This is a genomic window from Corynebacterium pseudotuberculosis (assembly GCF_002155265.1).
Taxonomy (GTDB): Bacteria; Actinomycetota; Actinomycetes; order Mycobacteriales; family Mycobacteriaceae; genus Corynebacterium; species Corynebacterium pseudotuberculosis.
On record NZ_CP021251.1, the window covers coordinates 1,397,811 to 1,423,278 of the forward strand.

23 protein-coding genes are annotated in these 25,468 nt (G+C 49.6%); 20 read left to right on the plus strand and 3 right to left on the minus strand.

Features of this window, described 5'->3' with window-relative positions; genetic code table 11:
* Positions 1 to 38 precede the first annotated feature (38 nt).
* From CpATCC19410_RS06525 to rpsP, 3 genes are all read left to right on the plus strand, one after another.
* Positions 39 to 2,276 (plus strand): [protein-PII] uridylyltransferase, encoded by a 2,238-nt coding sequence (locus CpATCC19410_RS06525; protein WP_013242186.1) that lies wholly within the window; start codon positions 39 to 41, stop codon positions 2,274 to 2,276.
* 92 nt (positions 2,277 to 2,368) lie between these two features.
* Complete coding sequence (gene ffh, locus CpATCC19410_RS06530; protein WP_013242185.1) at positions 2,369 to 3,976, plus strand: signal recognition particle protein; 1,608 nt, start codon at positions 2,369 to 2,371, stop codon at positions 3,974 to 3,976.
* A 235-nt stretch (positions 3,977 to 4,211) separates the two neighbouring features.
* Positions 4,212 to 4,676: a 30S ribosomal protein S16 gene (gene rpsP, locus CpATCC19410_RS06535; protein WP_013242184.1), complete on the plus strand. Its 465-nt coding sequence runs from the start codon at positions 4,212 to 4,214 to the stop codon at positions 4,674 to 4,676.
* Positions 4,677 to 4,757: 81 nt separating this feature from the next.
* Here rpsP and CpATCC19410_RS06540 read toward each other — a convergent pair whose 3' ends face one another.
* Positions 4,758 to 5,156, minus strand: coding sequence for a cupin domain-containing protein (locus CpATCC19410_RS06540; RefSeq protein WP_014300786.1), 399 nt, complete (start codon positions 5,154 to 5,156; stop codon positions 4,758 to 4,760).
* A gap of 181 nt (positions 5,157 to 5,337) precedes the next feature.
* On the opposite strand from CpATCC19410_RS06540, the gene rimM reads away from it, so the two are divergent.
* From rimM to CpATCC19410_RS06600, 12 genes are all read left to right on the plus strand, one after another.
* Positions 5,338 to 5,841 (plus strand): ribosome maturation factor RimM, encoded by a 504-nt coding sequence (rimM, locus tag CpATCC19410_RS06545; RefSeq protein WP_013242182.1) that lies wholly within the window; start codon positions 5,338 to 5,340, stop codon positions 5,839 to 5,841.
* Positions 5,841 to 6,710, plus strand: coding sequence for a tRNA (guanosine(37)-N1)-methyltransferase TrmD (gene trmD / locus CpATCC19410_RS06550; protein ID WP_013242181.1), 870 nt, complete (start codon positions 5,841 to 5,843; stop codon positions 6,708 to 6,710). The genes rimM and trmD overlap by 1 nt, the downstream gene beginning before the upstream one ends.
* Before the next feature lie 66 nt (positions 6,711 to 6,776).
* Entirely contained in the window at positions 6,777 to 7,154 is a 378-nt protein-coding gene (locus CpATCC19410_RS06555; RefSeq protein ID WP_014401251.1) for a hypothetical protein, read from the plus strand.
* A 79-nt stretch (positions 7,155 to 7,233) separates the two neighbouring features.
* Entirely contained in the window at positions 7,234 to 9,267 is a 2,034-nt protein-coding gene (locus CpATCC19410_RS06560) for a fructose-specific PTS transporter subunit EIIC (RefSeq protein WP_014300784.1), read from the plus strand.
* 61 nt (positions 9,268 to 9,328) lie between these two features.
* Positions 9,329 to 11,632, plus strand: coding sequence for a Tex family protein (locus tag CpATCC19410_RS06565; protein WP_014401250.1), 2,304 nt, complete (start codon positions 9,329 to 9,331; stop codon positions 11,630 to 11,632).
* Positions 11,633 to 11,842: 210 nt separating this feature from the next.
* On the plus strand, positions 11,843 to 12,184 hold the full coding sequence (gene rplS, locus CpATCC19410_RS06570; protein ID WP_013242177.1) for a 50S ribosomal protein L19: 342 nt from the start codon (positions 11,843 to 11,845) through the stop codon (positions 12,182 to 12,184).
* A gap of 271 nt (positions 12,185 to 12,455) precedes the next feature.
* Positions 12,456 to 13,217 carry a signal peptidase I gene (lepB, locus tag CpATCC19410_RS06575; protein WP_013242176.1) on the plus strand — a complete coding sequence of 254 codons (762 nt, stop codon included), beginning with the start codon at positions 12,456 to 12,458 and terminating at the stop codon, positions 13,215 to 13,217.
* 34 nt (positions 13,218 to 13,251) lie between these two features.
* Positions 13,252 to 13,941 carry a ribonuclease HII gene (locus tag CpATCC19410_RS06580; protein ID WP_038616480.1) on the plus strand — a complete coding sequence of 230 codons (690 nt, stop codon included), beginning with the start codon at positions 13,252 to 13,254 and terminating at the stop codon, positions 13,939 to 13,941.
* Between the two features lie 4 nt (positions 13,942 to 13,945).
* A complete protein-coding gene (locus tag CpATCC19410_RS06585) occupies positions 13,946 to 14,251 on the plus strand; it encodes a DUF2469 domain-containing protein (protein WP_013242174.1) in 306 nt (101 codons plus the stop codon).
* Between the two features lie 474 nt (positions 14,252 to 14,725).
* On the plus strand, positions 14,726 to 16,663 hold the full coding sequence (locus tag CpATCC19410_RS06590) for a YifB family Mg chelatase-like AAA ATPase (RefSeq protein WP_014401248.1): 1,938 nt from the start codon (positions 14,726 to 14,728) through the stop codon (positions 16,661 to 16,663).
* Positions 16,660 to 17,835 (plus strand): DNA-processing protein DprA, encoded by a 1,176-nt coding sequence (locus CpATCC19410_RS06595; RefSeq protein WP_013242172.1) that lies wholly within the window; start codon positions 16,660 to 16,662, stop codon positions 17,833 to 17,835. The genes CpATCC19410_RS06590 and CpATCC19410_RS06595 overlap by 4 nt, the downstream gene beginning before the upstream one ends.
* A gap of 308 nt (positions 17,836 to 18,143) precedes the next feature.
* Positions 18,144 to 19,025 (plus strand): tyrosine recombinase XerC, encoded by an 882-nt coding sequence (locus CpATCC19410_RS06600; protein WP_013242171.1) that lies wholly within the window; start codon positions 18,144 to 18,146, stop codon positions 19,023 to 19,025.
* On the opposite strand, the gene CpATCC19410_RS06605 is transcribed toward CpATCC19410_RS06600, so the two are convergent.
* A complete protein-coding gene (locus CpATCC19410_RS06605) occupies positions 19,000 to 19,563 on the minus strand; it encodes a M23 family metallopeptidase (protein WP_014300781.1) in 564 nt (187 codons plus the stop codon). The genes CpATCC19410_RS06600 and CpATCC19410_RS06605 overlap by 26 nt on opposite strands.
* Positions 19,564 to 19,930: 367 nt before the next feature.
* On the opposite strand from CpATCC19410_RS06605, the gene rpsB reads away from it, so the two are divergent.
* The 5 genes from rpsB to CpATCC19410_RS06630 all read left to right on the plus strand — a co-directional run bounded on the left by rpsB (position 19,931) and on the right by CpATCC19410_RS06630 (position 24,694).
* A complete protein-coding gene (gene rpsB, locus CpATCC19410_RS06610) occupies positions 19,931 to 20,761 on the plus strand; it encodes a 30S ribosomal protein S2 (protein ID WP_013242169.1) in 831 nt (276 codons plus the stop codon).
* A gap of 219 nt (positions 20,762 to 20,980) precedes the next feature.
* Entirely contained in the window at positions 20,981 to 21,808 is an 828-nt protein-coding gene (gene tsf, locus CpATCC19410_RS06615) for a translation elongation factor Ts (protein ID WP_013242168.1), read from the plus strand.
* A gap of 401 nt (positions 21,809 to 22,209) precedes the next feature.
* Positions 22,210 to 22,941, plus strand: coding sequence for a UMP kinase (gene pyrH / locus CpATCC19410_RS06620; protein WP_013242167.1), 732 nt, complete (start codon positions 22,210 to 22,212; stop codon positions 22,939 to 22,941).
* 129 nt (positions 22,942 to 23,070) lie between these two features.
* Entirely contained in the window at positions 23,071 to 23,628 is a 558-nt protein-coding gene (frr, locus tag CpATCC19410_RS06625; RefSeq protein WP_013242166.1) for a ribosome recycling factor, read from the plus strand.
* 187 nt (positions 23,629 to 23,815) lie between these two features.
* Positions 23,816 to 24,694: a phosphatidate cytidylyltransferase gene (locus CpATCC19410_RS06630; RefSeq protein ID WP_013242165.1), complete on the plus strand. Its 879-nt coding sequence runs from the start codon at positions 23,816 to 23,818 to the stop codon at positions 24,692 to 24,694.
* Between the two features lie 58 nt (positions 24,695 to 24,752).
* Here the strand turns inward: CpATCC19410_RS06630 and CpATCC19410_RS06635 are convergent, their stop codons facing one another.
* Positions 24,753 to 25,178: a LapA family protein gene (locus CpATCC19410_RS06635; RefSeq protein WP_014300779.1), complete on the minus strand. Its 426-nt coding sequence runs from the start codon at positions 25,176 to 25,178 to the stop codon at positions 24,753 to 24,755.
* Positions 25,179 to 25,468: the final 290 nt, after the last annotated feature.

Sequence of the window (25,468 nt, forward strand, 5' to 3'; positions counted from 1 at the left end):
TTCTTGAACTGAAGATAGAGTTCCGCTAAGGATAGATTGTGACGCATTCGGCGACTGAGGCATGCGATAAAACTACGTGCGCAACAGCTGTGACTCATGCGCCTAAGAATGGTGGGTCGCAACGAGCACTAGAGATTCGAGAATCTGCCTATCGAAGTTCGCAGGCGTTGGTGGAGGAGCTTAGCATCCCCGAGGGAGCCGCGCTGGCCGCAACAGGTTCCTTTGCTCGGAGGGAGATGACCTCCAAATCGGACTTGGATTTAATTCTGCTCCACCAACCGGGATTAAATCTCTCTGGTATTGCAGATTTGTGGTATCCGATTTGGGACGCAAAAATGCGTCTTGACTATGCGGTACGTACTCCACAGGAATGCGCCAACATGGTCTCAGACGATTCAACGGCTGCGTTGGCGTTGCTTGATGTGCGGCACGTTAGTGGCGATCCCACGCTGACAGAGCAGACTAGACAGCTGACCCTAGAAACCTGGCGTAGGGAGCTGAACAAAAACTTTAATGCGGTTTCCGATACCGCTATTGCCCGTTGGCGTCGCTCTGGCTCCGTCGTTGCAATGACTCACCCTGATCTCAAGCACGGTCGCGGCGGACTCAGGGGCATTGAGCTAATACGGGCACTTGCGTTAGGGCACCTCTGCCATGCGCCACCGCTTGATTCTCAACGCAGGCTGCTTCTCGACGTTCGCACCTTACTACATCAACACGCTGGGCGAGCTCGAGATGTTTTGGATCCGGAATTTGCCGCAGATATTGCACTCGATTTGGGGTTTGATGATAGATACGAGCTTTCCCGTGTCATAGCTCAAGCAGCCAGGACTATTAATGACGCCACTAATCACGCACTCAGTACTGCCCGGCATGCCCTTCCCCGGCGTAGTCAGGTAAGGCGAGCGGTACGCCGCCCCATAGACGTGGATGTAGTGGCTGTTGACGAGGAAATTTCCTTGTCTCGTAATCCTAATCTAAAGGACCCTGCTTTAGTCCTTCGCGTAGCGGCTGCAAGCGCGCGCACGGGAATGCCTATCAGCGACTCCGTATGGCCTCGTCTGGAGAACCTTCCTGACTTACCAGTTCCATGGCCGGTAGGCGCGGCCGGCGATTTTTTTGAGCTTTTGAGCTCGTCGGCTCATAGCTCGCGAGTTATTCAACAACTTGATGATCATGGATTTTGGGAGAAAATGATCCCCCAATGGGGACATATCAGGGGCAGGATGCCACGAGAAGCAGTCCACATTCACACAATTGATCAGCATAGTCTCGTAGTCACAGCGAATTGTGCAGCAAGAAGCGTTAGCGTTGCTCGTCCTGATCTTTTGTTTCTTTCTGCACTATTCCATGACGTTGGTAAGGGATACGACAGACCCCATGAGATTGTGGGTGCAGAATTTGTTGTGGAAATGGGACGAAAGCTCCGGTTGAATGAACAAGACGTGAATGTGGTGGAGACCCTAGTCGTAGAACACACAAAGATTTCACAGATTGTCGGCCGTTATGATCCAACCAGCGACAAAGCCGTAAACATGCTTTTAGACGCTGTCAATTATGATCTTCTAACCCTCAACCTGTTGGAATCCCTGGTAGAAGCGGATGCTGAAGGCACAGCGCCAGGGGTGTGGAGTGCGGTGCTGAAACTCGGTACCCGAGCATTATGTAGCCGTGCCCGCGCTCGACTTACCTCGTTGACCCCTGAGCCGCCAGAGTTCGACATTCCGCTGGATATCGGCTTGGTTCCTAAAAAATGCAGCCCACTTGTTCAAGATGATCTGCAAACCGGAGCAACCGCGAGCCCCTGTAGAGAAAGTGGCAACGCCACTGTGTATTGGAAAGGCCGGTATATGCGAGAAAGTGTCAGGGTCTTGGCATTGATCGCAGCCAAAGGTTGGAACATTGAGTCTGCGCGCTTCAAAATGAGCGGCTCTGATGAAGCCCAACATGCGATTGCAGAACTTCAAGTGCATAACACGGTGGGAACTGGTTTTGATGCATGTGAATTCGTACAGGCCTATAAATCAGGGGTGCATTCATCTCTACCAGATATCAGAAAGAGTGCTTCTGCGACGTTTTGGGTGGGCAATATTCTGGAGGTAAGAACGGCTGACCGCAGAGGAGGGTTAGGAGCGGTGATGGGTGTTTTGCCTGATGTTTTATGGCTGACTATGAGCAACCCCGGAGCGACAATGATTATGCAGTGCGAGCTTGCCGAGGGATTTGATCGAGCCAAAGTTGAGCGTGACGTGACCAAGGTGCTCACTAACGGTTAACATAGGGACGTTAATCTTCAAGTCCACGCGAGATTTCCCAGCAATATAGTTAAAGGTGCGCAGGGAAGATCCATAAAGGGAGTGTGCGTTTCGTGTTTGAATCTCTGTCTGACCGGCTAGGCAATGCCCTGTCAGGCCTACGGTCAAAGGGCAAAGTCACCGAGGCTGACATCAATGCTGTCGCGCGTGAAATCCGGTTGGCGCTGTTGGAAGCTGATGTTTCCTTACCCGTGGTCCGCGGATTTATAGCACGAATTAAAGATCGTGCTCTAGGGGTTGAAGTATCTAAAGCTCTTAATCCTGCTGAGCAAGTTATCAAGATTGTCAACGAGGAATTGACCACGATTCTTGGCGGGGAAACTCGTCGACTGAATTTGGCTAAAAATCCTCCTACAGTGATTATGCTGGCGGGTCTTCAAGGCGCTGGTAAGACCACCCTTGCAGGAAAGCTGGCTAAACACCTTCAATCTCAAGGCCATACACCGATGTTGGTGGCATGTGATCTGCAGCGCCCGGGCGCTGTCCAACAGCTGCAAATTGTTGGTGAGCGGGCAGGTGTTCCTACTTTTGCGCCGGATCCCGGCACATCCATTGATTCTAATGATCATGAAATGGGAACCTCTCACGGAGACCCAGTGGGAGTAGCTCGTCAGGGCATCGAGGAAGCAAAGCGTGCTCAGCATGACGTAGTTATCGTAGATACTGCTGGTCGTTTGGGTATTGATGAGACCTTGATGACTCAGGCTCGGAATATCCGTGACGCTATTAGACCTGATGAAGTCCTTTTTGTCATCGACTCTATGATTGGTCAGGATGCTGTAAATACAGCTGAAGCCTTCCGCGATGGCGTTGATTTCACAGGTGTTGTGCTTACCAAGTTAGATGGCGATGCCCGTGGTGGTGCAGCGCTTTCTATCCGCGAGGTAACCGGTAAGCCCATCATGTTCGCCTCTACCGGTGAAAAACTGGAAGATTTTGATGTCTTCCATCCCGAGCGCATGTCCAGCAGGATTCTTGGTATGGGTGACGTGCTTACTCTCATTGAGCAAGCAGAGAAGAACCTTGACCAAGAGCAAGCCATGGAAACCGCCCAGAAACTAGGTTCAGGCGAGCTCACTTTAGAGGACTTCCTGAACCAGATGCTGATGGTGCGCAGAATGGGGCCGCTTGGCAATATCTTGAAGATGCTGCCTGGCGGTAAACAGATGTCGCAGATGGCGGATATGGTTGATGAGAAGCAATTGGACCGAATTCAGGCCATTATCCGTGGTATGACTCCGGCAGAGCGTGAAGATCCTAAGATCTTGAACGCCTCACGACGCAAACGCATTGCACGTGGTTCCGGTGTTGCTGTCTCAGACGTGAATCAGCTAGTAGAGCGCTTCTTTGAAGCGAAAAAGATGATGAGCAAGATGGCTGGTCAGCTGGGTATGGGGGGCGTCGGACGTAGCGCAACCAAGAAGAAGCCTAAGGGGCGTAAAGGGAAAAATGGTAAGCGTAAACCGGTGAAAAACCGGAGTGGGGCTATGCATGGTGGTATGCCAGGGATGCCAAGTATGGCCGAACTGCAAAAGATGCAAGAACAGATGGGCGGTGCTGGTGGTTTAGGCGGTATGCCGAATTTTCCGGGGATGCCAAAGCTACCCAAAGGCATGGAAAATATTGATCTCAACAACCTCGACTTTGGTGGCAAGAAGTAATTAGATACCTTCTCTGGGCTAGTTCACTCTAGAAAATTGGAACGCCGGGGATAGTACTGTATCGTATTTAAAGTTGTCTCAATTTTGAGGGAACATAATAAGACATTCCTGCGTCATACCGTCACCGTCTACGGTCGGCCGGTTTGAGTCACCGCAGGTAAATCAAGGGATGAACCGGCTTAATGCGTAAGCAGAGAGCGTCTGTACTTCCCAGTGACCCAAGAAGGAGCCTGTCATGGCTGTTAAAATCAAGCTGCAGCGTATGGGTAAGATCCGTACACCGCACTACCGCGTTGTTATCGCAGACGCTCGTACTCGTCGCGACGGCAAAGTTATCGAGAACATCGGTACTTACGAGCCAAAGCAGAACCCATCCGTGATCAAGATCGATTCGGAGCGTGCACAGTACTGGTTGGGCGTTGGCGCACAGCCAACTGAGCCTGTTCTTGCTCTGCTTAAAGTGACTGGTGACTGGCAGAAATACAAAGGACTTGAGGGTGCTGAGGGCACCTTGCAGGTTGCAGAGCCTAAGCCTTCTAAGCTGGAGCTGTTCAACCAGGCGCTTGCAGAAGCTAACGAGGGCCCTACCGCTGAAGCTATCACTGAGAAGAAGCGTAAGGCTAAGGAAGACGCAGCTGCTAAGGCTGCCGCTGAGGCTGAGAAAGCTGAAGAGGCTACCGAAGAAGCTGCTGCAGAGTAAATCTTTTTAGCTTTTTAAACACATAAACCGCTTAGGTGAGCAGTGCTCATCTTAAGCGGTTTTGTTTATGCGCTTGGACGTTTAATTTTGTCCTGTCATCATTGTTAACAATAAAATTGCTTCGGAAGAAGCCTCGGAGGGGGAACTCACCTTATGGATCACTCGTTGCGGGAGATGAAGAACTTTTCCCGGAGTGAGTCGTACGGTTTGATCCGGGCATTCTACGTCAAGCGATCCTTTGAGGCATTGGATAGTTACGGGATGAGCCGCTTTGTGATCATTGAGGATTTGTCCCGGGGTAAAAGTAAAAACAATGATATTTGCCCCTTCGGCCTGGAGGAGTCTGGATACCGTTGGAATTTTACGATCCGGATCGGTTTTGGGAGCCTCACGTAAAACATCGAGAATAGTTGCTTTTCTTTCGTCAGAATCGTAATGAGCGTCCCCAAAAGTATGAGGGGTGTTGGTTGGGACATCCATAGGTTTCCTCCTGCACGGCTTAAAGATAGTTTTTAAACAAGGATAACTCTGCTTTTGTGTCCTCTGAGTTAAACTGCGACGTAAGGCTAAGAAGTGATGGGGTGGAACTGTTAAATGCTCGGGAAAGCTACGCGAGCGGAAGCGAAAAGAGCAGTGAAGAGGAACTGTTAAAGTATTCTCCATGGAATTAATGATTGGTCGAGTAGTTAAATCTCACGGGATCAAGGGGGAAGTTGCCGTTGAGGTAACCACCGACGATCCAGATATTCGTTTTGCGGTGGGAGAAGTTCTCAACGGTAAGCAAGGGAAAAAAGAGCATCGCTTAACTATTTCTACCGGCCGGGTTCATCAGGGACGGCTGCTCATTAAATTTGAAGAAATTCCTGATCGTACAGCAGCAGATAGCCTGCGGGGGACTCAGTTCTTTGCTGCACCACTAAAAAATGATGATGGAGATGAAGGATTCTACGATCATGAGCTTGAGGGGTTAGGGGTAATTCAAGAAGGGGAAAAGATCGGAGAGGTAACAGGAGTGATGCATGGCCCCGCCGGAGAAATTCTGGAAGTCAAGCTCACCGAGGGCAAACAAGTGCTTATTCCCTTTGTCCACGCTATCGTTCCAGAGGTAAATCTTGAAGAGGGAACGTGTACGATTACTCCTCCTGATGGACTCTTGGAGCTTTAATGGATTCTGGAAAACTTCGACTCGACGTCATCACGATCTTCCCGGAATACTTGGATCCACTTCGTCATGCTTTGCTTGGTAAAGCTATCGAGAAGGATATTCTGAGCGTAGGAATACATGATCTACGACAATGGGCAACCGACGCCCACAAGTCCGTCGACGATTCTCCGTTTGGCGGGGGACCCGGTATGGTCATGAAACCAACGGTGTGGGGTCCTGCACTTGATGATGTAGCGCAAGGAACCGGTAGCGCTTTAGCGGCAAAATCCTTGAAATCTGCGCTTCCGCACCTGGATAAACCCCGACACGATGAGATTGAAGGCGTAGAGCAGACCGGGTACCAGCGTAGGGAGGAAGACTCCTCGCTGCCATTGCTTATTGTTCCCACACCCGCAGGTAAGCCCTTCACACAAAAAGATGCGCAAGAATGGTCAAATGAAGCACACATCGTTTTTGCTTGCGGAAGATACGAAGGAATCGACCAACGCGTTATCGACGATGCGTCTCACCGTTATCGCGTACGAGAAGTCTCGATTGGAGACTACGTGCTTATCGGCGGAGAAGTGGCAGTACTCGTTATCGCGGAAGCGATTGTTCGGTTGATCCCTGGAGTTTTAGGAAACAAAAGGAGTCATGAGGAAGATTCTTTTTCCGATGGTTTGTTGGAAGGACCCAGCTACACCAAGCCGCGTGTGTGGCGTGATCTAGAGGTACCCGATGTTCTTTTCTCTGGTAACCACGCAAAAGTAGACCGTTGGCGTCGGGAAAAAGCTCTGGAGCGCACTCACAAGGTTCGACCTGAATTACTAGCATCGTGTGATCTAGATAAAAAGGATCGCGACTTTTTAGCGCAGTTGTCACAGGAATGAAAACACAAGAGGGAAAAGAAGGTATACGGCTGGGAATGATTGCTTCTGTGCGCTGTTGATAAAGATATGAAAAGAGAAATATCCACTGACATTAATGTCTTGATTATTCCTAGTCAGCGTGAGACCGTATTGGCGGCGCTACGCGATGAATTAGGACCACAGGGCTATGAGGCCAATGGCATCGTGATTGATCCGATCGACCTCACCTGCGAACCGGATAATATGCTGGTAACCCATTATGCACAGGTTGAAGGGCATCTTCCTAGCGCCGAACAGCTTTACCGCATCGTGATCACAGGTTATTCCATGCTTGACTTAAGATCTGCCACAAAGGTCGTAGTAGGGCTGCTGCCACAGGATGCATATTGGTATGGAACCTCAGTGGAGGGCCACGTAGAAGCCATGGCTACCGCGGCGTGTGCATGGCAGGCGAACGTAGACTAAGCGCTCGTACCAAGTGAATCTTTAGGAGGCATTGCCAACCGCATAATGAATATTCCACCGCTGAGTCGGTTTCGCTCTTATGATCGGAAATATGAGTGAAACAGTACATCAGGTTCCGTTTGTGCTTGCAATCACTGCATGCCCGACCGGAATCGCGCATACGTACATGGCAGCGGAACGCCTCAGCGAAGCCGCTCTTGCCGAGGGAATAGAACTCAAGATAGAAACGCATGGCTCTATTGGTGTCGAGGGAACTTTTAGCGAACAAGATATTAAGCGTGCAGACGCAATTCTTATCGCGGCCGACACAACAATCGATACAGCGCGTTTCTCACAGAAACCCCTGATAAACGTGTCAGTTGCGCAAGCCATCCATGAACCAAATTCGTTATTGCATCGGGTACTTGATACCGCGAAAACCCAGGATAAACCTAGCTTCTCTGCAGCACACGACGCACCATCTCTATCCGCGCTACCTCAGCAGGGGCTAAGTACAGGCGCTAGGAGCTCGGTGGGAAGAACCGTATACGCCGCGTTGATGAACGGCGTTTCTCACATGATTCCTTTCGTGGTAACCGGTGGTCTTCTACTTGCTATTGCGTTGTCCATAGGCGGGGAACCGACAGCAGAAGGACTCAAGATTCCCGAAGGATCTTTCTGGGATACCGTACAACAACTGGGAGTATTGGCTTTTAGCCTGATGGTTCCGGTCTTATCTGCATACATTGCTCAGGCAATAGCTGATCGTCCAGGTCTGGCACCAGGATTTATCACAGGGCTGGTAGCCACTACGGGGTCGCTGTATAACTCAGAGGCAGGGGCTGGATTCATTGGTGGTATCGCTACCGGGTTTCTTTCCGGTTACGTGGCGTTGGGGATCCGTAAGATCCCTGTGCACAAATATGTAGCGCCTATTTGGCCGATTATCGTGATTCCGATTCTTACCACGGCGATTGTTGGTCTTCTGTTTATTTACGTTCTAGGGCATCCGATCGCGGCACTTTTTGAGGCCCTCACAGGATACCTTGCCTCGATGCAAGGGGAATCTGTTGTGATTCTAGGTGCACTTCTTGGCGCAATGATAGCCTTTGACATGGGCGGCCCCTTTAATAAGACTGCGTTTCTTTTCTCTGGTGGTCTTATTGCGGCTGGCAATGCTTTACCTATGGGGATGATTGCCACGGCAATTGCGGTTCCACCGTTGGGAGTAGGCCTGGCCACATTGGTGCGGCGCAGTCTATTTTCTAAGCCTGAAAGAGATGCTGGTATTGCGGCTGTCTTTATGGGATTTTTTGGCATCACAGAAGGTGCTATTCCGTTAGCTGCGGCACGGCCACTGCAGATTATCCCTGCGAATGTGATCGGAGGAGCGGCTGCTGCTGCGTTGGCAGGATCGTTGGGAGTTAAAGACCACGTGATGCATGGTGGTCCTATCGTCGCAGTACTTGGTGCAGTAGATAACGTGAGCGGTTACTTTTTAGCCTTAGCGGTTGGCGTGATCATCACGTGTGTTTTGTCTTTGATCTTTGCGGGTTTCAGCGGAAGAAAAGCAAACATGGCGTCGCCAAGTTCTGCTCAGTCTCTGGTATCCGCTGATGCGCAAGAAGCAGCTGCATCAGAGACTGAGGTAGCAGTAGCGAAGACGTGGGAACCGATTATTACAGATGAATTGGTGTATTCAGGTTCCATAAATGACCGTGAAGAAGCTATTTGTTGCCTTGTAAACAAAGGGGCTGATGCAGGACGGATCTCGGATACGCGGGTTGTAGTAGAGGCGTCGATGAATAGGGATAGATTAGGCTCGACAAACGTAGGGTACGGAGTTGCTATACCGCATTCGCGCAGCGCAGGAACTAAAACTGCAATGGTAGGTCTTGCCCGTTTGGATACTCCAATCGAATGGACTGATGGGGAAGAAACCGATTTAGTATTCCTTATTTGTGTTCCGGCTAATGCAGGAAAGCAACACCTAAAGATTCTTTCTCGCCTCGCGCGTGCGATCATGAAAGAAGATTTCAGAGAGCAACTGAGACAAGCACCTGAAACAGAGCTTGCCGATTTGGTGAGGAGAGTCGCAGAACCTGCAGAATTCACCGCCGCAGGTGCCTCTTAAAGGAGAAACTCCGTTTACCCGCTTCTGGGTACAGTAAAGGCAACTCGCTACAATGATGTGAATGATTTCCGCGAAGATCGCTCAGGAGCTAGGAGTTAAGGAAAGCAATGTCGCTTCCGCTCTCGCACTCCTCGCAGAAGGTAATACAGTTCCCTTTATAGCTCGGTACCGTAAGGAAGCCACAGGCGGCCTCGATGACTCGCAGCTGCGCGCCATCGAGGAACGGGCTACTTATCTTAGAGAACTGGAGGACCGAAAACAGACGATTCTCGCTGCTATTGAAGAGCAAGGAAAACTCGATCAAAAGCTCAAAACTTTGATCTTGGAATGCGATACAAAAGCCCGTTTGGAAGATCTATATCTTCCTTATAAGAAGCGACGAAAGACTAAAGCGGATATAGCACGGGAAGCAGGGCTGGAGCAGCTTCTGGATAAGCTTATCGACGCACCCCATGAGAACCCGGATCAGCTTGCTAGTGACTTTGTCACGGAGGGATTTGAGGACGTCAAGAAAGCCCTCGAAGGCGCACGAGAAATCCTTATTGATCGTTTCGCTCTGAATGCGGACCTAGTGGGAGAAGTCCGAGAGCGGATGTTTGCTGCCGGGTCTATTATCGCCAGTCCTGTGGAAGGCAAAGAAGCAGAAGGCGCAAAGTTTAAAGATTATTTTGAGTTTTCAGAGCCTTTTACGTCTTTGCCTAGCCACCGGATCCTGGCGCTTTTCCGCGGAGAAAAAGAGGGGGTGTTGCATTTAAACCTTGATCCTGGAGACGAGTCGATTTATGAGGGCATGATCGCAGACCATTTTGGTCTTGATACTTCTTCCCCTTGGTTTGCGTCTGCTGTTCGCTGGGGCTGGAAGACCAAATTAGTTGTCTCCTCAGGCCTCGATGTTCGCATGCGTCTAAAAGAGCGAGCAGAAGAAGGCGCGCTTGATGTGTTTGCTCGGAACCTTAAGGATGTTCTTCTTGCTGCCCCAGCAGGTCAGCGTGCGACCCTTGGCCTTGACCCCGGTTACCGCAACGGAGTGAAATGTGCCGTTGTAGATCACACAGGGAAAGTATTAGATACGCTCATCGTCTATCCACATCAGCCACAAAATAAGTGGTCAGAATCTGTGCAACAGTTAGCGTCGGCATGCGCAACGCATGGCGTAGACCTTATGGCTGTGGGGAATGGTACGGCATCCCGCGAGACAGAGAAACTTGCGGGAGAAGTTGCAGACTTAATTAAAAAAGCTGGTGGGAATCGCCCCACCCCTGTCGTTGTATCGGAATCAGGTGCATCAGTGTATTCGGCATCGGAGCTGGCAGCGAAAGAATTTCCCACTATGGATGTTTCTTTGCGTGGCGCAGTTTCTATTGCGCGCCGGTTGCAGGATCCCCTCGCGGAGCTGGTCAAGATAGACCCTAAAGCGATTGGGGTCGGCCAATATCAACATGATGTAAACCAAGCTGCTTTGGCCAAAACCCTTGATGCAGTGGTGGAAGATGCTGTGAATGCTGTGGGTGTTGACCTCAATACGGCTTCAGTTCCTCTGCTTTCTAGAGTAGCTGGAATCAGCCCGACCATTGCAGAAAACATCGTGCAGTACCGGGATGAACACGGTAGCTTTGTCTCCCGGGCTTCTCTAAAGAAAGTTCCGCGTTTAGGTCCTAAAGCTTTTGAGCAGTGCGCTGGCTTTTTAAGGATCAGCGGTGCGCGCGATCCCTTGGACTCCTCTGCTGTACATCCTGAGGCTTACCCAGTAGTGCGGCGGATCGCCGAGGAAACGGGGCTGAGTGTAGATGGGCTTATCGGAAATACAGCGGTGCTTAAAACGCTGAGACCACGAGACTTTGCAGATGACCATTTTGGTGTCCCTACTGTGACAGACATCCTTGCAGAGTTGGATAAGCCGGGACGTGACCCCCGGCCAGAATTTGCCACGGCTACCTTTAAAGAAGGGGTAGAGAAAATCTCTGATTTGATTCCGGGAATGATCTTAGAAGGAACGGTGACCAACGTGGCGGCCTTTGGTGCCTTCGTGGATGTAGGGGTTCACCAAGATGGACTAGTGCATGTTTCTGCGCTAGCAGAAACCTTTGTCTCAGATCCTCACTATGTTGTGCGATCTGGACAAGTGGTCAAAGTGAAAGTAATGGACGTTGACCCAGAGCGTAAGCGTATTAGCCTTTCTATGAAGCTTTCCGATGGGCCCGGCGCTGGTGCTGCTAAATCGGCTTCTCGTAACGCAAAAACCTCGAAAGATGGGCGTTCTTCGCTAGGAAACAGCAAACGCAATACGTCGCAAAGGCGGGGTCCCTCGCAGCACTCAGCAGGTGGTGCAATGGCAGAAGCTTTGCGACGCGCTGGACTCAAATAGCAGATGTGAATCGAAAAGCGGAGAACTAACAATGTGCTGTGGGAGAAAAGTTGTTCTCGGTGTGTGGTTATGGCATAATCTCCATCGTTGTCTGTCTCTTGTGTAGGGGCAGCTGCTTTTCATGTCTTGGGCACGAACCAGTCGAGCGCCCCGATCGTAGGGGGAGACGCCGCTAGGTTCCTCTGTCTTTTAAACGTAAGGATTGGTTTTATGAACCTTCTTGACAAAGTCGATGCAGCATCATTGCGCAACGACATCCCTGCTTTCCGTCCCGGCGATACCCTTGACGTTCACGTTAAGGTCATCGAGGGTAACAAGACCCGTACCCAGCTGTTCAAGGGTGTTGTTATTCGTCGTCAGGGCTCTGGCGTTCGTGAGACCTTCACCGTCCGTAAGGTTTCCTTCGGTATCGGCGTTGAGCGTACTTTCCCGGTGCACACTCCAAACATCGAGAAGATCGAGGTTGTAACTCGCGGCGCTGTTCGTCGTGCGAAGCTTTACTACCTGCGTGATCTACGCGGCAAAGCAGCTAAAATCAAGGAAAAGCGCTAATATTCGGCGTTTCGGGCCTCTGACCTGCATGGTTTTCATGCGGTTGGAGGCTTTTCTTTTTGTTTAAGGCTGAAGGTGAACAGGACTTTTTATGGTGGTCTATGTCAAATAGAAGCATATAAAAGCAAAAGTGCAGCCTGGGTATGTGATTTAAATGTGAGGTATTAAAACATCCATCTACGCGAGGTTTACCTTAACGCTGCTAACATCATTCGTTGTGACTGATCAGAGTAATGGGTTCAACACGGCGGACCGTGATTTCAAGCCGCAGATGCGCACTGACGCGATGGATCGAGATGCAAAGGCTGATTCTGCTGAAGATAAGAAGCCGTTGCCCTGGTTCGTAGAGATACCACTTGTTGTCGTAGTGACGTTGTTAGTTATTACAATGCTGCAAACCTTCGTGGGGCGCGTTTATATGATTCCTAGCCAGTCAATGGAACCAACGCTGCACGGATGTGCTGGTTGTACAGGGGATCGCATTTTTGTGGATAAAGTGAGTTATCACTTCAGCGATCCAAAACCTGGAGACGTTATTGTCTTTGAAGGGACGGATTCCTGGAACTCTTCTTTTGTCTCACAAAGATCCCAGAATTCTCTAGTGCGCGGACTGCAAAATGTAGGTGCATTTGTTGGACTCGTCGCTCCAGATGAGAATGATTTGGTGAAACGAATCATTGCAACCGGGGGGCAGACCGTGCAGTGTTTGGAAGGCGATGAGGGGATTAAAGTAAACGGAAAAGTGGTTGACTCTTCCTACATTCAGAATCCTCCGGCTTATCCCGTGGACCCAGCGACTGGTTCCGATGCGTGTGGTGGGTTCTATTTTGGACCCGTTACTGTTCCCGCAGACAGTTATTTCATGATGGGAGATAACCGAACAAACTCGATGGATTCTCGTTATCACATTGGCGATCAGTTCCAAGGAACTATTCCGCGCGATCACATCAAAGGCAAGGTTCAGTTTAAGATCTTCCCGTTCGATCGAATCGGCAGTGTAGAGGATTACGATATTCAAGGACAAGGAAACTAGATTGATTCCTAAGAGGCAAGAGGCTGATAAAAACATTCTTTTGCCTGAACCTCAAAGGGTTAAAATCCGTAAGCTCAAACACCTCCGGACATTTGAAGGAACGCTAGAAAAATGGGGTTTGGGCCCGGTCGCCGGGATAGATGAAGCTGGACGTGGTTCTTGTTGTGGTCCAATTACGATTGCCGCATGCATTTTGCCTTCCCGGCCGATCGCAGCGCTAGCTACTTTGACAGACTCTAAGAAGCTCTCTTCCCGAATGCGGGAGGAGCTCTACCCTCTTATTAAAAAATATGCTGTGGCCTGGTCGATACTGCATATCTCGGCTTCGGAAATTGATAGATATGGCATCCAGCATGCCAATATTTCAGGTATGAGAAGGGCTATTGCTTTGTTATCGAAGCAACCCGGATATGTGCTTATCGACGCCATGCGTGTTCCGGGTCTTACCTGCCCATCTCTGCCCATTATCGGTGGTGATACTGCTGCGCGTTGTATCGCTGCTGCCAGTGTTTTGGCCAAACAATCTCGTGATGAGCTGATGATTGATTTGGATAGGGAGTATCCGGGATATGGTTTGGGGGATCACAAAGGATATGGGACTAAGTCTCATATAGATGCGGTGCGCCGCCACGGGGGAACACCGGAGCACCGTTATAGTTATGCCAATGTGAAGGCTGCGCATGAGGAATGGGCTGCCAAGAATAAAGCAGTAATCGGGAGGTAAAGCGATGGGTGCAGAAGAACTCGACAACTACGAGGCTGAGGTAGAGCTGTCACTGTATCGTGAGTACCGAGATGTGGTTAGTCAGTTTTCCTATGTAGTGGAAACAGAACGGCGATTTTACCTTGCCAATGCAGTTGAGCTAATTCCTCATACGCAAGGCTCTGATGTTTACTATGAGGTCAGAATGTCTGATGCCTGGGTATGGGATATGTACCGTTCCGCAAGATTCGTGCGTTATGTCAGAGTCATTACTTATAAAGACGTAAACATTGAAGAACTCGACAAGCCTGATTTTGTCATGCCGGATTAATCTCTAGTATCGAGATTGATGTTCTACTAGAGTGCCTAGACCCTCAGCTGAGCCTGGTAACTAATGATTAATACTATGCGTATGAGTTACCGTTGGGGCGTTGGATAATCCTGCGAAGAGTTTTAAGCCTCAGTTGCACAGCCAGATGTAGCGTTCTTGTGGTTTTCTTCTGCCCGCTCAACTGCATGTAGAAGTGGAGGCCGAAAAACAATGGTTTTAAAAGCTTTCATATTTCTTCCGACAATAATTTTTGCGTGGATTATCTAACACACAAGTGGAAAGATGACAAGCGAACGCGGCTGTTGTGATGGATATGTGGACAGCTTGCGCCACTAACTGATAATTCTCCACAAACGATGGCTTTTTATTGCCTACCTGCTGAAAAAATGCAGGTTTTATCGCATTATCAACTACACCAATGAGGCAACACCTAGCCTTGCTCGATAGTGCAATCTAAAAAATAGGACAATAAAGATGACAGCCACTTCTAACCATGTGCCTATGCATATACAGCGCCGAAAGCATTTCTCAATAGGGAAAGAAGGCGAAAGAATTGCCGCACAGTGGTACCAAGCCAGGGGATATGAAGTAGTGGATTGTAATGCACAATTCACAGTAGGAGAACTTGACTTGGTGCTTGAGTCCCCAGACGGATGTCTTGTTTTTGTTGAAGTAAAAACTCGCTCTACACCTTTTTATGGTCTAGGGGAAGCTATTACGGCTAAAAACTCCGAAAAATGCGTAAAGCGGCATACCTGTGGTTACAAGATAAAAGGTGGTTCGATATTCGTTTTGATGCGATTGTTATCTGTATCTCCAGGGATTCTTCTGCGCAAATTACCTGTTATGAGGGGATTGATCGCGGTGCTTGTTAGAACTTTTTCCGCAGCTATCTCGGGAGTAACTGGTTATGTTGTTGCCGTAGAAGTAAATATAGGTCCAGGGCTTCCAGGCACTTATGTAGTAGGGCTCGCGGATGCTGCGATTGCAGAATCCCGAGATCGTATGAAAACAGCTGCGCAGAATTCAGGGTTAGCATGGCCGAAAACAAAAGTGATTGTTAGTTTATCTCCGGCTTCGTTGAAGAAATCTGGCTCTCAGATCGATTTAGCTATGTGCATGGGGATCTTATGTGCAGCGGATAAAGACATATTGGCATCGCAGAGACTCCAGTCCACGATGCTGCTCGGGGAAGTCGCGTTAGATGGTGAAATCAGGCCTGTCTCTGGCGTGTTGCCAGCACTGATCGCTGCGCGTGATCAAGGGATTAAGACAGCTGTTATACCGGTTGGGAATGCTGAAGAAACGAAAGCCATAACAAGTATTTCAGATATTAAAGTGATGGTTGCTCCCAATATCTCCGCAGTCCTTGAATGGCTAAGAGGCGCAGATAATCTGCAAAAGGTGGGAGAAATCAGCACTCGTATAGAGGGGGATACGCGTTCGATTGTTAATGAAAAAGATTTGTCGGATGTAGTGGGGCAGCCTGAGGCTAAACGCGCTGCAGAAATAGCGGCGGCGGGCGGACATAATCTGTTCATGATTGGCCCACCTGGGAGCGGAAAATCGATGATCGCTGAACGGATTCCCACCATTCTTCCGCAACTAAATGCTGAAGAATTGCTAGAGGCGATGGCTGTGCATTCAGTGGTCGGAAAACCGTTTCGGGCCCTTGTCGCGCAGGCGCCTTTTGTTGCTCCACATCATTCTGTAAGCCGGGCTGCTCTTTTAGGTGGAGGCGTAGGAAACATGCGACCTGGAGCAGTAAGCCTTGCTCACACAGGTGTTCTTTTCCTAGATGAGGTAAGCGAGATTCCAGCTCGAATACTGGATTGTCTTCGCACTCCCATGGAAGAAGGATGCGTTCGACTTATTCGAGCGCACCAAGAAATACGATTTCCGGCAAGGTTTCAGCTCGTACTAGCAGCTAATCCATGCCGCTGTGCAGCCGATGATCCCGCCCAGTGTAGATGCACCTCTACTGTACGAAGAAATTATCTTAATAACTTATCGGGCCCATTGCGGGACCGGATCGATATCATTGTTCGCACGCGATCAAAAGGACCGTTGTTGTCTGACGGATGTGAGGAGCCTAGTTCCGCAGTTGCTCAGCGGGTGTTAGCTGCCCGAGAACGAGCGAGATTTCGTTGGCAAAAAGCGGGTTATAGTGCTCAAACGAATGCGGACATGAATCCACACGTGTTGCGTCGAGAATTTCCAGCAGATTCCGCAGGTATGGCGCTTTTAGCGGCATATCTTAGCGACGGAACTATAAGTCATCGAGGTGCAGATAGAGCATTAAAGATGGCGTGGACGCTTAGCGACTTAGAAGGCACAGCTATCCCTGATCTGGGGCATGTAGCGCAAGCACTGGAATTACGCGATGTTAAAACAATAGAGGCATTGGCATGAATGACCGTTTGAAAGCATGGGCGTATTTATCGCGAGTATGTGAAGGGCCTAACCGGGAACTTCAACGATTGCTACGGCAAGGAGTAGATGCAGAGCGAATAGCCTATGCAATAAAGAAACGTGAAACTTGGCTTGGATCGGCGCTTTTACGAGCCACACAAGCGCGATATGAATGCGATAGTGCACAAGAGGACCTAAAGCGGATTGTAGATCTTGGTGGCCGACTTATTACCGCAGAAGACGATGAATGGCCCCGACATCTTTTTAATAGTGCGTTTGGCTTTGCAGAATCTGGAAAGAGCGACCACAACCGTTCGTATCAAGAGGATGCGGTGATGCCACATGCCTTATGGGTTGTGGGAAGGAACCTATCAGAGTGTATTCAGCAATCAGTTTCTGTGGTGGGAACACGTGCAGTAAGTAGGTATGGAAGAGATGCGACGAAGCTTCTGGTGTCAGGGTTGGTAGATCATCAGTATTCGATTATCTCCGGTGGCGCCTTGGGGGTAGATACACAAGCCCATACAGAAACGCTTAATCGATCCGGGACTACGGTCGTGGTGGCAGCTAGAGGACTGGACAAAGCGTATCCATCGAGCAACGCAGGGCTGTTTCGTGCAGTCATGCAAAGAGGCTGCATAGTGAGCGAATATGCGCCAGGTTTGTCTCCCCACCGACATCGCTTTCTTACCCGTAATAGGTTGGTGGCGGCTTTATCTTTGGGAACAGTTGTCGTAGAGGCAGCGTGGCGTTCCGGGGCGCTAAATACACTGAGCTGGGCGAGTGCCTTAGGCCGCGTAGCTATGGCTGTGCCGGGGCCGATTACTACAGTTGGCTCCCTCGGGTGCCATGAAAGAATACGTAACCATGAGGCTGAATTAGTTTGCAGCGCAGACGAGGTTCGTGCCTTAATCTCTAAAATCGGAGAGATCGACGTTAACGAGCAATATGAGATATCGTTCGCTCCTAACGCAGTTCAGAAATTGAGCAGGAACGAGCTACGGATTTATGATTCCTTAGGGGCAGAGCCCGAGGTAACAGAAGTTATAGCTAGGCGCTCTGGCGTCTCTATTGGTTTAGCCGTCCATTTATTACTTGAGCTATCAAATAAGGGAATGGTGCAAAGGGAAGGCGCCGGCTGGCAACGTAAGGTGCTTTTTAATGGCAAGTAGCCAAGCCAAAGGGGGAAGAGATACATCGTTGTGAATGAGTATCAAACTTTTTATTGCGAAGGGGTTGCATATTTCGTATCTACGCCTTAAAGTTAGTCAGGCAAGCCTAATTTAATCTCCGATCGGGTTCGGGCTGGTTCTTGATCGGGGATGCCGATTCTGAAGGTACGTTAGTGATCGTGACACGATCTTTTAACGCCAGACGTCTTCGCGCTATGGTTATGCACTATGGGTGAGTCAGATTCAAGGGCGGAGCTACCGGTAACGGTAGTTTCCGCCCTTGTCTATTGGGGGAGGGGTTAAGTGCAATGGCACAGATGTCAGCACTGATAGACGATTTTATTGAGCATTTGGAACTCGTATCAGGTAGGTCTCCCGCTACGCTTAAAGGTTACCGCAGTGACCTGAATACTTTTGCCATGCGAAAACCGGAGCTGAAGGACTTTACTCTGGATAACTTGCGAGACTGGCTGGGGGAAGCCGTAGCAGAAGGAAAAACGCGTGCGACACTTGCGCGCCGGGTGGCGGCGGCTAGATCGATGAGTTCATGGCTGCTTAAACAGGGATATATTGAAACTGACATGGCCGCTAGACTGGTTGCTCCGAAAGTCGGTAGGCATCTTCCTAAGGTACTGGCGGCAGGTCAGGCGGAGTCGGTGGTTGAGCATCCGGCGTCAAAAACGGAAGCGGAGTTTGCGCGAGATCGGGCTGTTCTTGAGCTGTTGTATGCAACCGGGATTCGGGTGTCAGAGCTGTGTGGTATCAATCTTGAAGATATTGATTGGCGTCGAAAAACTCTTAAAGTGCTAGGTAAGGGCGATAAGCAGCGGGTCGTTCCCTTTGGTCAGGCGGCGTGTGATGCATTGACCCATTGGATAGAAACTGGACGGCCTGCCATGTGTAAAGATCAATCTGAGGCAGCATTGTTCTTGGGGGTTCGGGGCGGGCGATTAGATCCGCGCCAAGTTCGTAGGCTTGTCGACGCGGCTGGTAAGGAAGCCGGAATCTCGGGATTGGGGCCTCACTCGGTGCGTCATACTGCTGCCACCCATATGCTTGACGGTGGCGCTGACCTTCGAATTGTGCAAGAGTTGCTTGGCCATTCCTCGTTGAATACTACGCAAATTTACACACACGTGAGTTCCCAGCGACTTAAAGAGGCATTTAAGAGATCGCATCCGCGGGCATGAGATTAGGTAAGCCCGCGAGGGGTTTGAGTCGGATTGTGGGGGCGTCGAGAAGCGATAAAGGATTTATGTATTCATAGTTTCCTGTAAAAGCGCCCCAATGGAGTCCGGCATTGCCGTCGGTGCTGGGTGCTAATTGCCCAATAACGTCTCCGATACGTACTGAGTCGCCTTTTCTTAGGGACGTAAACACTGGTTGATAAGTTGTCCGTATCCCATCGGGGTGGTCGATAGATATTGTTGGAGTTCTGGCTACTGTGCCAGAAAATGCAACTATCCCTGACTCGGCGGCAAGTACGTTTGCTCCTACGCTTAATTCGAGATCTACGCCGCGGTGGCCCGGAAGCCAGTTATATTCGGGTTTTTTAAAACCTTTGAGGACCCTTTGCGCTGATCTGTTTCCAGAGGCTGGATCTATATAACCATATGCTACGGGAGGGGTGGAGGCGATCGCGGTAAAAGTAATGACAAGAACGGCTAGTTTGACAGAAAATTTTTTTCCTTTTGCTGTGTTGGGGAGGCGTAAATGAAAAAGCGTCATGGCTCTAATGTTTCCGGTAGTGCTTTTGTAGAAAAATAGGACGGGACAACATCTGTGGAAACTGGGGTGGATGAAGCTCTTGTTACTCGTGGGGTTAGATGATTTGATGCGAGTGTGGATAGATGAAACGTGCATTTTGTTTCTGGGAAAGAGGCAGTCTAGACTAGCTCGCTAGCAGTGTGTCCTAATTTTGGCGTGCTGACTACGCGCAGTTCTGACGTCACTTTGCGGTGACAGCGAAACAACGTGGTCCCGTACTTCTTGCTTTAAAGAGCTATGGGTGTTGGTTTTCGTTCTAGTTCTGCTAGGACACGGGGAGAGCCCGTGAAAAATATGACAACCACATTTTTAGAGAAAGGAAGCACTCATGGCAGTTGTAACCATGCGAGAGCTTCTCGATGCTGGCGTCCACTTTGGGCACCAGACCCGCCGTTGGAATCCAAAGATGCGTCGTTTCATCTTCACCGACCGTAACGGCATCTACATCATCGACTTGCAGCAGACTCTGACCTTTATCAACGAGGCTTATGAGTTTGTTAAAGAGACTGTTGCTCACGGTGGCACCATCCTTTACGTTGGCACCAAGAAGCAGGCTCAGGAGTCTGTCAAGAACGAAGCTGAGCGCGTTGGTATGCCTTACGTTAACCACCGCTGGCTTGGTGGTATGTTGACTAACTTCCAGACTGTTTCCAAGCGTCTGCACCGTATGAAGGAATTGCAGGCTATGGATGCGGCTGAGAACGGCTATGATGGCCGTACCAAGAAGGAAGTTCTCATGCTTACTCGTGAGCGCACCAAACTTGAGCGCGTTCTTGGCGGTATTGCAGACATGAACAAGATTCCTTCTGCAATGTGGGTCATCGACACCAACAAGGAGCACATTGCTGTTTCTGAGGCTCACAAGTTGAACATTCCTGTTGTTGCGATCCTTGACACCAACTGTGACCCGGATGTTGTTAACTTCCCGGTTCCAGGTAACGATGACGCTATCCGCTCCATCGACGTCCTTACCCGTGTTATCTCCAGCGCTGTTATTGAAGGTAAGAAGGCTCGTGAAGAGCGCGCTCTTGCTGCAGCGAAGGAAGCCGCCGGTGACGCAAACAAGACTGAGGTTGCCGCCAAAGTAGAAGCAACTGAAGAAGTTGCAGCAAAGGTTGAGGCACCTGCAGAGGTCGCAGCTGAGGCTGAGGCTAAGTAAAACTTCTTTTGCCCTCGTTGTTCTGCAGCGGGCGGCATAAGCTGCGAGCCCCCAGCTCCAGAGTGAGAAGCCAAAATAATTGAAGTTGGCTTTATGCTCGGGGTGGGGGCTCCTTGTGGTGAATAGCGTGATGTCTTTCTGCATAAAGTGCGAGAGTCGGATACGCTAAACATCGAAAATCTTCAGAATTTTTCCTACATGAGGAGGATCGCCCCGATAATGGCGAACTACACTGCTGCAGACGTAAAGAAGCTCCGCGAGATCACCGGTTCCGGCATGCTTGACTGCAAGAAGGCTTTGGAAGAAACCAACGGCGATTTTGATAAGGCTGTTGAGGTCCTTCGTATTAAAGGCGCTAAGGACGTCGGAAAGCGTGCTGAGCGTAACGCTACCGAGGGTCTGATTGCGGTTTCTGGTAATACAATGGTCGAGATCAACTCTGAGACTGACTTTGTTGCTAAGAACGCTGAGTTTAAAGAGTTCGCACAGAAGGTTGCAGACGCTGCAGCCGCTGTTAAGGCCAACTCTGCTGAAGAGCTTGCTGCTGCTGACGTTGATGGGAAGTCTGCTGCTGACGCTATCCAGGAACTCTCCGCAAAGATCGGTGAGAAGCTAGAGCTTCGTCGCGCCGCAACCTTGGAAGCTGAGAACCTTTCTGTTTACTTGCACCAGCGTTCTGCTGACCTTCCCCCTGCCGTGGGCGTTATGGTTGCATATACCGGCGAAGGTGATGCTGCTAAGCAGGCAGCACATGCTGCAGCTATGCAGGTTGCTGCTCTTAAGGCCGCATACCTGACCCGTGAGGATGTACCTGCTGAGGTCGTGGAGAAGGAGCGTTCCATCGCTGAGCAGATCACTCGCGAGGAAGGGAAGCCTGAGCAGGCTATCCCGAAAATTGTTGAGGGTCGCCTCAATGGATTCTACAAGGATGTTTGCCTTGTAGAGCAGGCTTCCGTTGCAGATAGCAAGAAGACTGTTAAGCAGGTCATGGATGAGGCTGGCGTTACTCTGACCGGTTTTGTTCGTTACGAGGTAGGCCAGCACTAATAAATTACTAGGTGCTACCGTAGTTTTTAGGAGACTCCCCTAAGCGGGCCATTTTTGAAGTTGAACTGAGAGATCAGGATCGACTCGGAAATAAGGACGCAGGGGAGTCTTTTTGCTTTTAATCATCCCTATGCGTGTGTGTTGCAGATATAAGTTCTAATCGGGGTGTGATGCGTTGCTAGAAGATATATACGGGTACAATCTTCTTCGATTCGTATTGTGTTGCTTTGAATCTTTTTAATAAGCAGAGCAACACAACATGGACTTTTGCATAGATCTGGGTGAGGTACTTTGCCCAGCAGGCTATGCAAGTGTCTTGGGATACGGACGATCGTGCCAGAAGAGAGCAAAATATGGCTCGGGTTACGTTAAGTGCCTGAGAATCGGAGAGGTTGACTGCAATGGCTGAAGGTGCCACCAACTCGCGGACCGGATATAAACGAGTGATGCTGAAGCTTGGCGGTGAAATGTTCGGCGGTGGTTCCGTTGGCATCGATCCGGATGTTGTACAAAATGTCGCTCGTCAAATCGCCAGCGTTGCTCGAAATGGCGCAGAAGTAGCTGTTGTTATTGGAGGCGGAAATTTCTTCCGTGGCGCACAGCTCCAACAACGTGGCTTAGACCGCAACCGTTCCGATTACATGGGAATGCTTGGGACTGTAATGAACTGCCTGGCTTTACAGGACTTCCTTGAACAAGAAGGCATCGATTGTCGTGTGCAGACTGCCATCAACATGGCACAGGTAGCAGAACCGTATTTGCCCCTTCGTGCTAAGCGTCATCTGGAAAAAGGTCGTGTGGTTATCTTCGGAGCCGGAATGGGTATGCCATATTTCTCTACAGATACGACTGCAGCTCAAAGAGCACTAGAAATCGATTGTGAAGTGCTTCTCATGGCTAAGGCCGTAGATGGTGTATACAGTGATGACCCTCGTACTAATCCCGAAGCAGAACTATTTAACGACATTACTCCTCGCGAAGTGATTGAAAAAGGTCTGAAGGTCGCAGATGCCACTGCCTTTAGCTTGTGCATGGACAATGATATGCCGATTTTGGTGTTCAACCTTCTTACAGAAGGCAATATCGCGCGTGCGGTGGCAGGGGATCAAATCGGAACCTTGGTCAAGTCCTGATAGATTAAGTACCTATTAAACTATCGAGTTTTCCGAAATAGAAATACTCGTGGAAAAGGGCGTCTGTTCTAGTTTTTATAATTCATGTGGCGCTCCATTACACGTGGTCTTTAAACAAGAGGGATTTTTATGATCGACGATATTTTGCTCGAATCTGAAGAGCACATGGGCACGACAGTCGAAAGGACGAGGGACGACCTAGTTAATATTCGTACTGGCCGTGCGAATCCAGCAATGTTCAATGGGGTCATCGCTGATTATTACGGCGTTCCTACACCGATCACGCAAATGGCAACAATTTCTGTTCCAGAGGCTCGTATGCTTTTGATTAAGCCTTATGAGATGTCCATGATGGGGGAAATCGAAAACGCTATTCGGAATTCGGATCTCGGCGTAAACCCTACAAATGACGGACAAGTTTTGCGTGTTACCGTTCCTCAGCTCACTGAGGAGCGTCGTAAAGAAATGGTGAAAGTTGCCAAGTCTAAGGGCGAAGACGGAAAAATTGCGATCCGTAACGTCCGCCGCAAAGGCATGGATCAGCTGAAAAAGATCCAGAAAGATGGCGATGCCGGGGAAGACGAGGTTCAAGCAGCCGAAAAGGAACTAGACAAGATCACTGCCAAGTACGTGGCTCAGGTCGATGAGGTTGTTTCTAAAAAAGAAGCAGAGTTAATGGAGGTCTAGGACTTCTTAATCCACGGCGTGATGCAGATGTTAATGTTGTTGCGACGGGGAAAACTTACGCAGAGGGTATTCGCTATAGGCGTGTGCCCTCCGCGTCTTATTGACTTTAAGGATTAAAACCTTACATTGAGCGATAAGCACAAGGCGCTTATGCATTACCAACTCACTCCCTCGGAGGACCTGCCACATGAATGATGCCGTTAAAGGGTTTGAGCATCTTCCAAAGCCTAAAAATTCTGCTGGGCGAGATCTCAAAGCCGCCATTAGCATTGGTGTGGGACTGGGGGTATTGGTTTTATTAGCTATCTTTGTAATTCCGCATGCTTGGTATCCGTTAGTTGCAATTGCCATAGCGCTTGCTACTGCTGAGGTACATGCACGGCTTAGCGAAGCGGGTTACTTAGTGCAGCGATGGGTGCTTATTATTGGCGGTCAAGTCATGCTGTGGCTCAGCTTATTCTTTGGCACACGAGGTCTTGTAGCTGGTTTTGTGGCGGCTGTTTTGGTCACCATGTTCAGCAGGCTTTTTCATCATGGTCCTCACATGCCACCGAAAAATTATTTACGCGATACTGCGATGGCGATTCTTGTGCTGACGTGGGTTCCGCTTTTTGGAAGCTTTGCAGCTATGCTCTCTCAGTTTCAAAATGACGTAGCTCCTGGGGCATATTTTGTTGTAACCTTCATGCTTTGCGTGGTTGCTTCTGACGTTGGTGGCTATGTCGCTGGTGTGATGTTTGGATCCCACCCGATGGCTCCTGCAGTGAGTCCAAAGAAATCGTGGGAAGGTTTCGCGGGTTCAGTTATTTTTGGAATGACTGTCGGCGTATTGAGTGTGCATTTTCTTCTGGATTACACCTGGTGGTGGGGCTTAATTCTAGGGTTTGGATTGGTGATTTGCGCTACCTTAGGCGATTTAGTGGAGTCACAGTTCAAGCGAGAACTAGGTATTAAGGACATGTCCGCTATGCTTCCCGGCCACGGTGGTCTTATGGATAGGCTCGACGGAATGTTGCCTTCTGCCATGGTTACGTGGTTGGTTTTGAGCTTTATCTCTTCTGTTTAAAGTTAGCCTGACTGAGGGGACGATCATCATGATAAGTCACGTCCCCTCTTTGTCATTGTTAATGTTTAGTAATCTGGCGCCGTAACTGGAACATTCGTACTCCACCGACCAAGGCCATAATCAATGCTCCTGTAATGGATGCAAGAAGGAAGCCAACTCCCACTGGTACGGAGAATTCCCACGCAAACATGTGAAGGACTACTTTTTCCTGATTCTGCAAAATGAAGATAAGCAGAAGGATCAACAAGAGAGCACCGATGATGAGGGCAACCCAGGTGCCGCCAGCAAATGTCTTTTTAACTGTTTGTTTGTTGGCAGATGAGGAAGAGCTCTCGACGGAATCACTCGTCGGAACACTTAGTTCTGTGGGGGAGTGGAGGGAACCATCAGATTTATTGCTTGAATCTGAGCCCGCAGCAGGAAACGACACATCGGAGCTGGGCTCAGATAAAGAAGGATCACGGAAAGCATCTTTGTTACGCATGCTTTCCATTCAACGTGATGGACTGGCCAATATCCAATGACTAGCGATAACAATGCGGATACAATTTGCCTGATAGTGGGTTACAGAGACGCCGAGAAACAATCATAGACATCATTTGTCTCATAAGGTTCTATGTTTTAAGGCGTAACGTGACATGATAGTACTGATGACTACCCTTAATGATTCCACTCAGTCTGTTAAAACTACTGGAGATGCACCAGCAGTAAAAACCTCGGGCACCCGGCGCGCTGCGACCCCGGTAAAACTAAATTTTTCCCAGCCGCGTCGGA

Bases quoted from the DNA above. Each gene is read 5' to 3' on its own strand.
- rpsP (WP_013242184.1), top strand. From the start codon at position 4,212: ATGGCTGTTAAAATCAAGCTGCAGCGTATGGGTAAGATCCGTACACCG.
- CpATCC19410_RS06540 (WP_014300786.1), bottom strand. From the start codon at position 5,156: ATGGATGTCCCAACCAACACCCCTCATACTTTTGGGGACGCTCATTAC.
- rimM (WP_013242182.1), top strand. From the start codon at position 5,338: ATGGAATTAATGATTGGTCGAGTAGTTAAATCTCACGGGATCAAGGGG.
- trmD (WP_013242181.1), top strand. From the start codon at position 5,841: ATGGATTCTGGAAAACTTCGACTCGACGTCATCACGATCTTCCCGGAA.
- CpATCC19410_RS06555 (WP_014401251.1), top strand. From the start codon at position 6,777: ATGAAAAGAGAAATATCCACTGACATTAATGTCTTGATTATTCCTAGT.
- CpATCC19410_RS06560 (WP_014300784.1), top strand. From the start codon at position 7,234: ATGATCGGAAATATGAGTGAAACAGTACATCAGGTTCCGTTTGTGCTT.
- CpATCC19410_RS06565 (WP_014401250.1), top strand. From the start codon at position 9,329: ATGATTTCCGCGAAGATCGCTCAGGAGCTAGGAGTTAAGGAAAGCAAT.
- rplS (WP_013242177.1), top strand. From the start codon at position 11,843: ATGAACCTTCTTGACAAAGTCGATGCAGCATCATTGCGCAACGACATC.
- lepB (WP_013242176.1), top strand. From the start codon at position 12,456: ATGCGCACTGACGCGATGGATCGAGATGCAAAGGCTGATTCTGCTGAA.
- CpATCC19410_RS06585 (WP_013242174.1), top strand. From the start codon at position 13,946: ATGGGTGCAGAAGAACTCGACAACTACGAGGCTGAGGTAGAGCTGTCA.
- CpATCC19410_RS06590 (WP_014401248.1), top strand. From the start codon at position 14,726: ATGACAGCCACTTCTAACCATGTGCCTATGCATATACAGCGCCGAAAG.
- CpATCC19410_RS06595 (WP_013242172.1), top strand. From the start codon at position 16,660: ATGAATGACCGTTTGAAAGCATGGGCGTATTTATCGCGAGTATGTGAA.
- CpATCC19410_RS06600 (WP_013242171.1), top strand. From the start codon at position 18,144: ATGGCACAGATGTCAGCACTGATAGACGATTTTATTGAGCATTTGGAA.
- CpATCC19410_RS06605 (WP_014300781.1), bottom strand. From the start codon at position 19,563: ATGACGCTTTTTCATTTACGCCTCCCCAACACAGCAAAAGGAAAAAAA.
- rpsB (WP_013242169.1), top strand. From the start codon at position 19,931: ATGGCAGTTGTAACCATGCGAGAGCTTCTCGATGCTGGCGTCCACTTT.
- tsf (WP_013242168.1), top strand. From the start codon at position 20,981: ATGGCGAACTACACTGCTGCAGACGTAAAGAAGCTCCGCGAGATCACC.
- pyrH (WP_013242167.1), top strand. From the start codon at position 22,210: ATGGCTGAAGGTGCCACCAACTCGCGGACCGGATATAAACGAGTGATG.
- frr (WP_013242166.1), top strand. From the start codon at position 23,071: ATGATCGACGATATTTTGCTCGAATCTGAAGAGCACATGGGCACGACA.
- CpATCC19410_RS06630 (WP_013242165.1), top strand. From the start codon at position 23,816: ATGAATGATGCCGTTAAAGGGTTTGAGCATCTTCCAAAGCCTAAAAAT.
- CpATCC19410_RS06635 (WP_014300779.1), bottom strand. From the start codon at position 25,178: ATGCGTAACAAAGATGCTTTCCGTGATCCTTCTTTATCTGAGCCCAGC.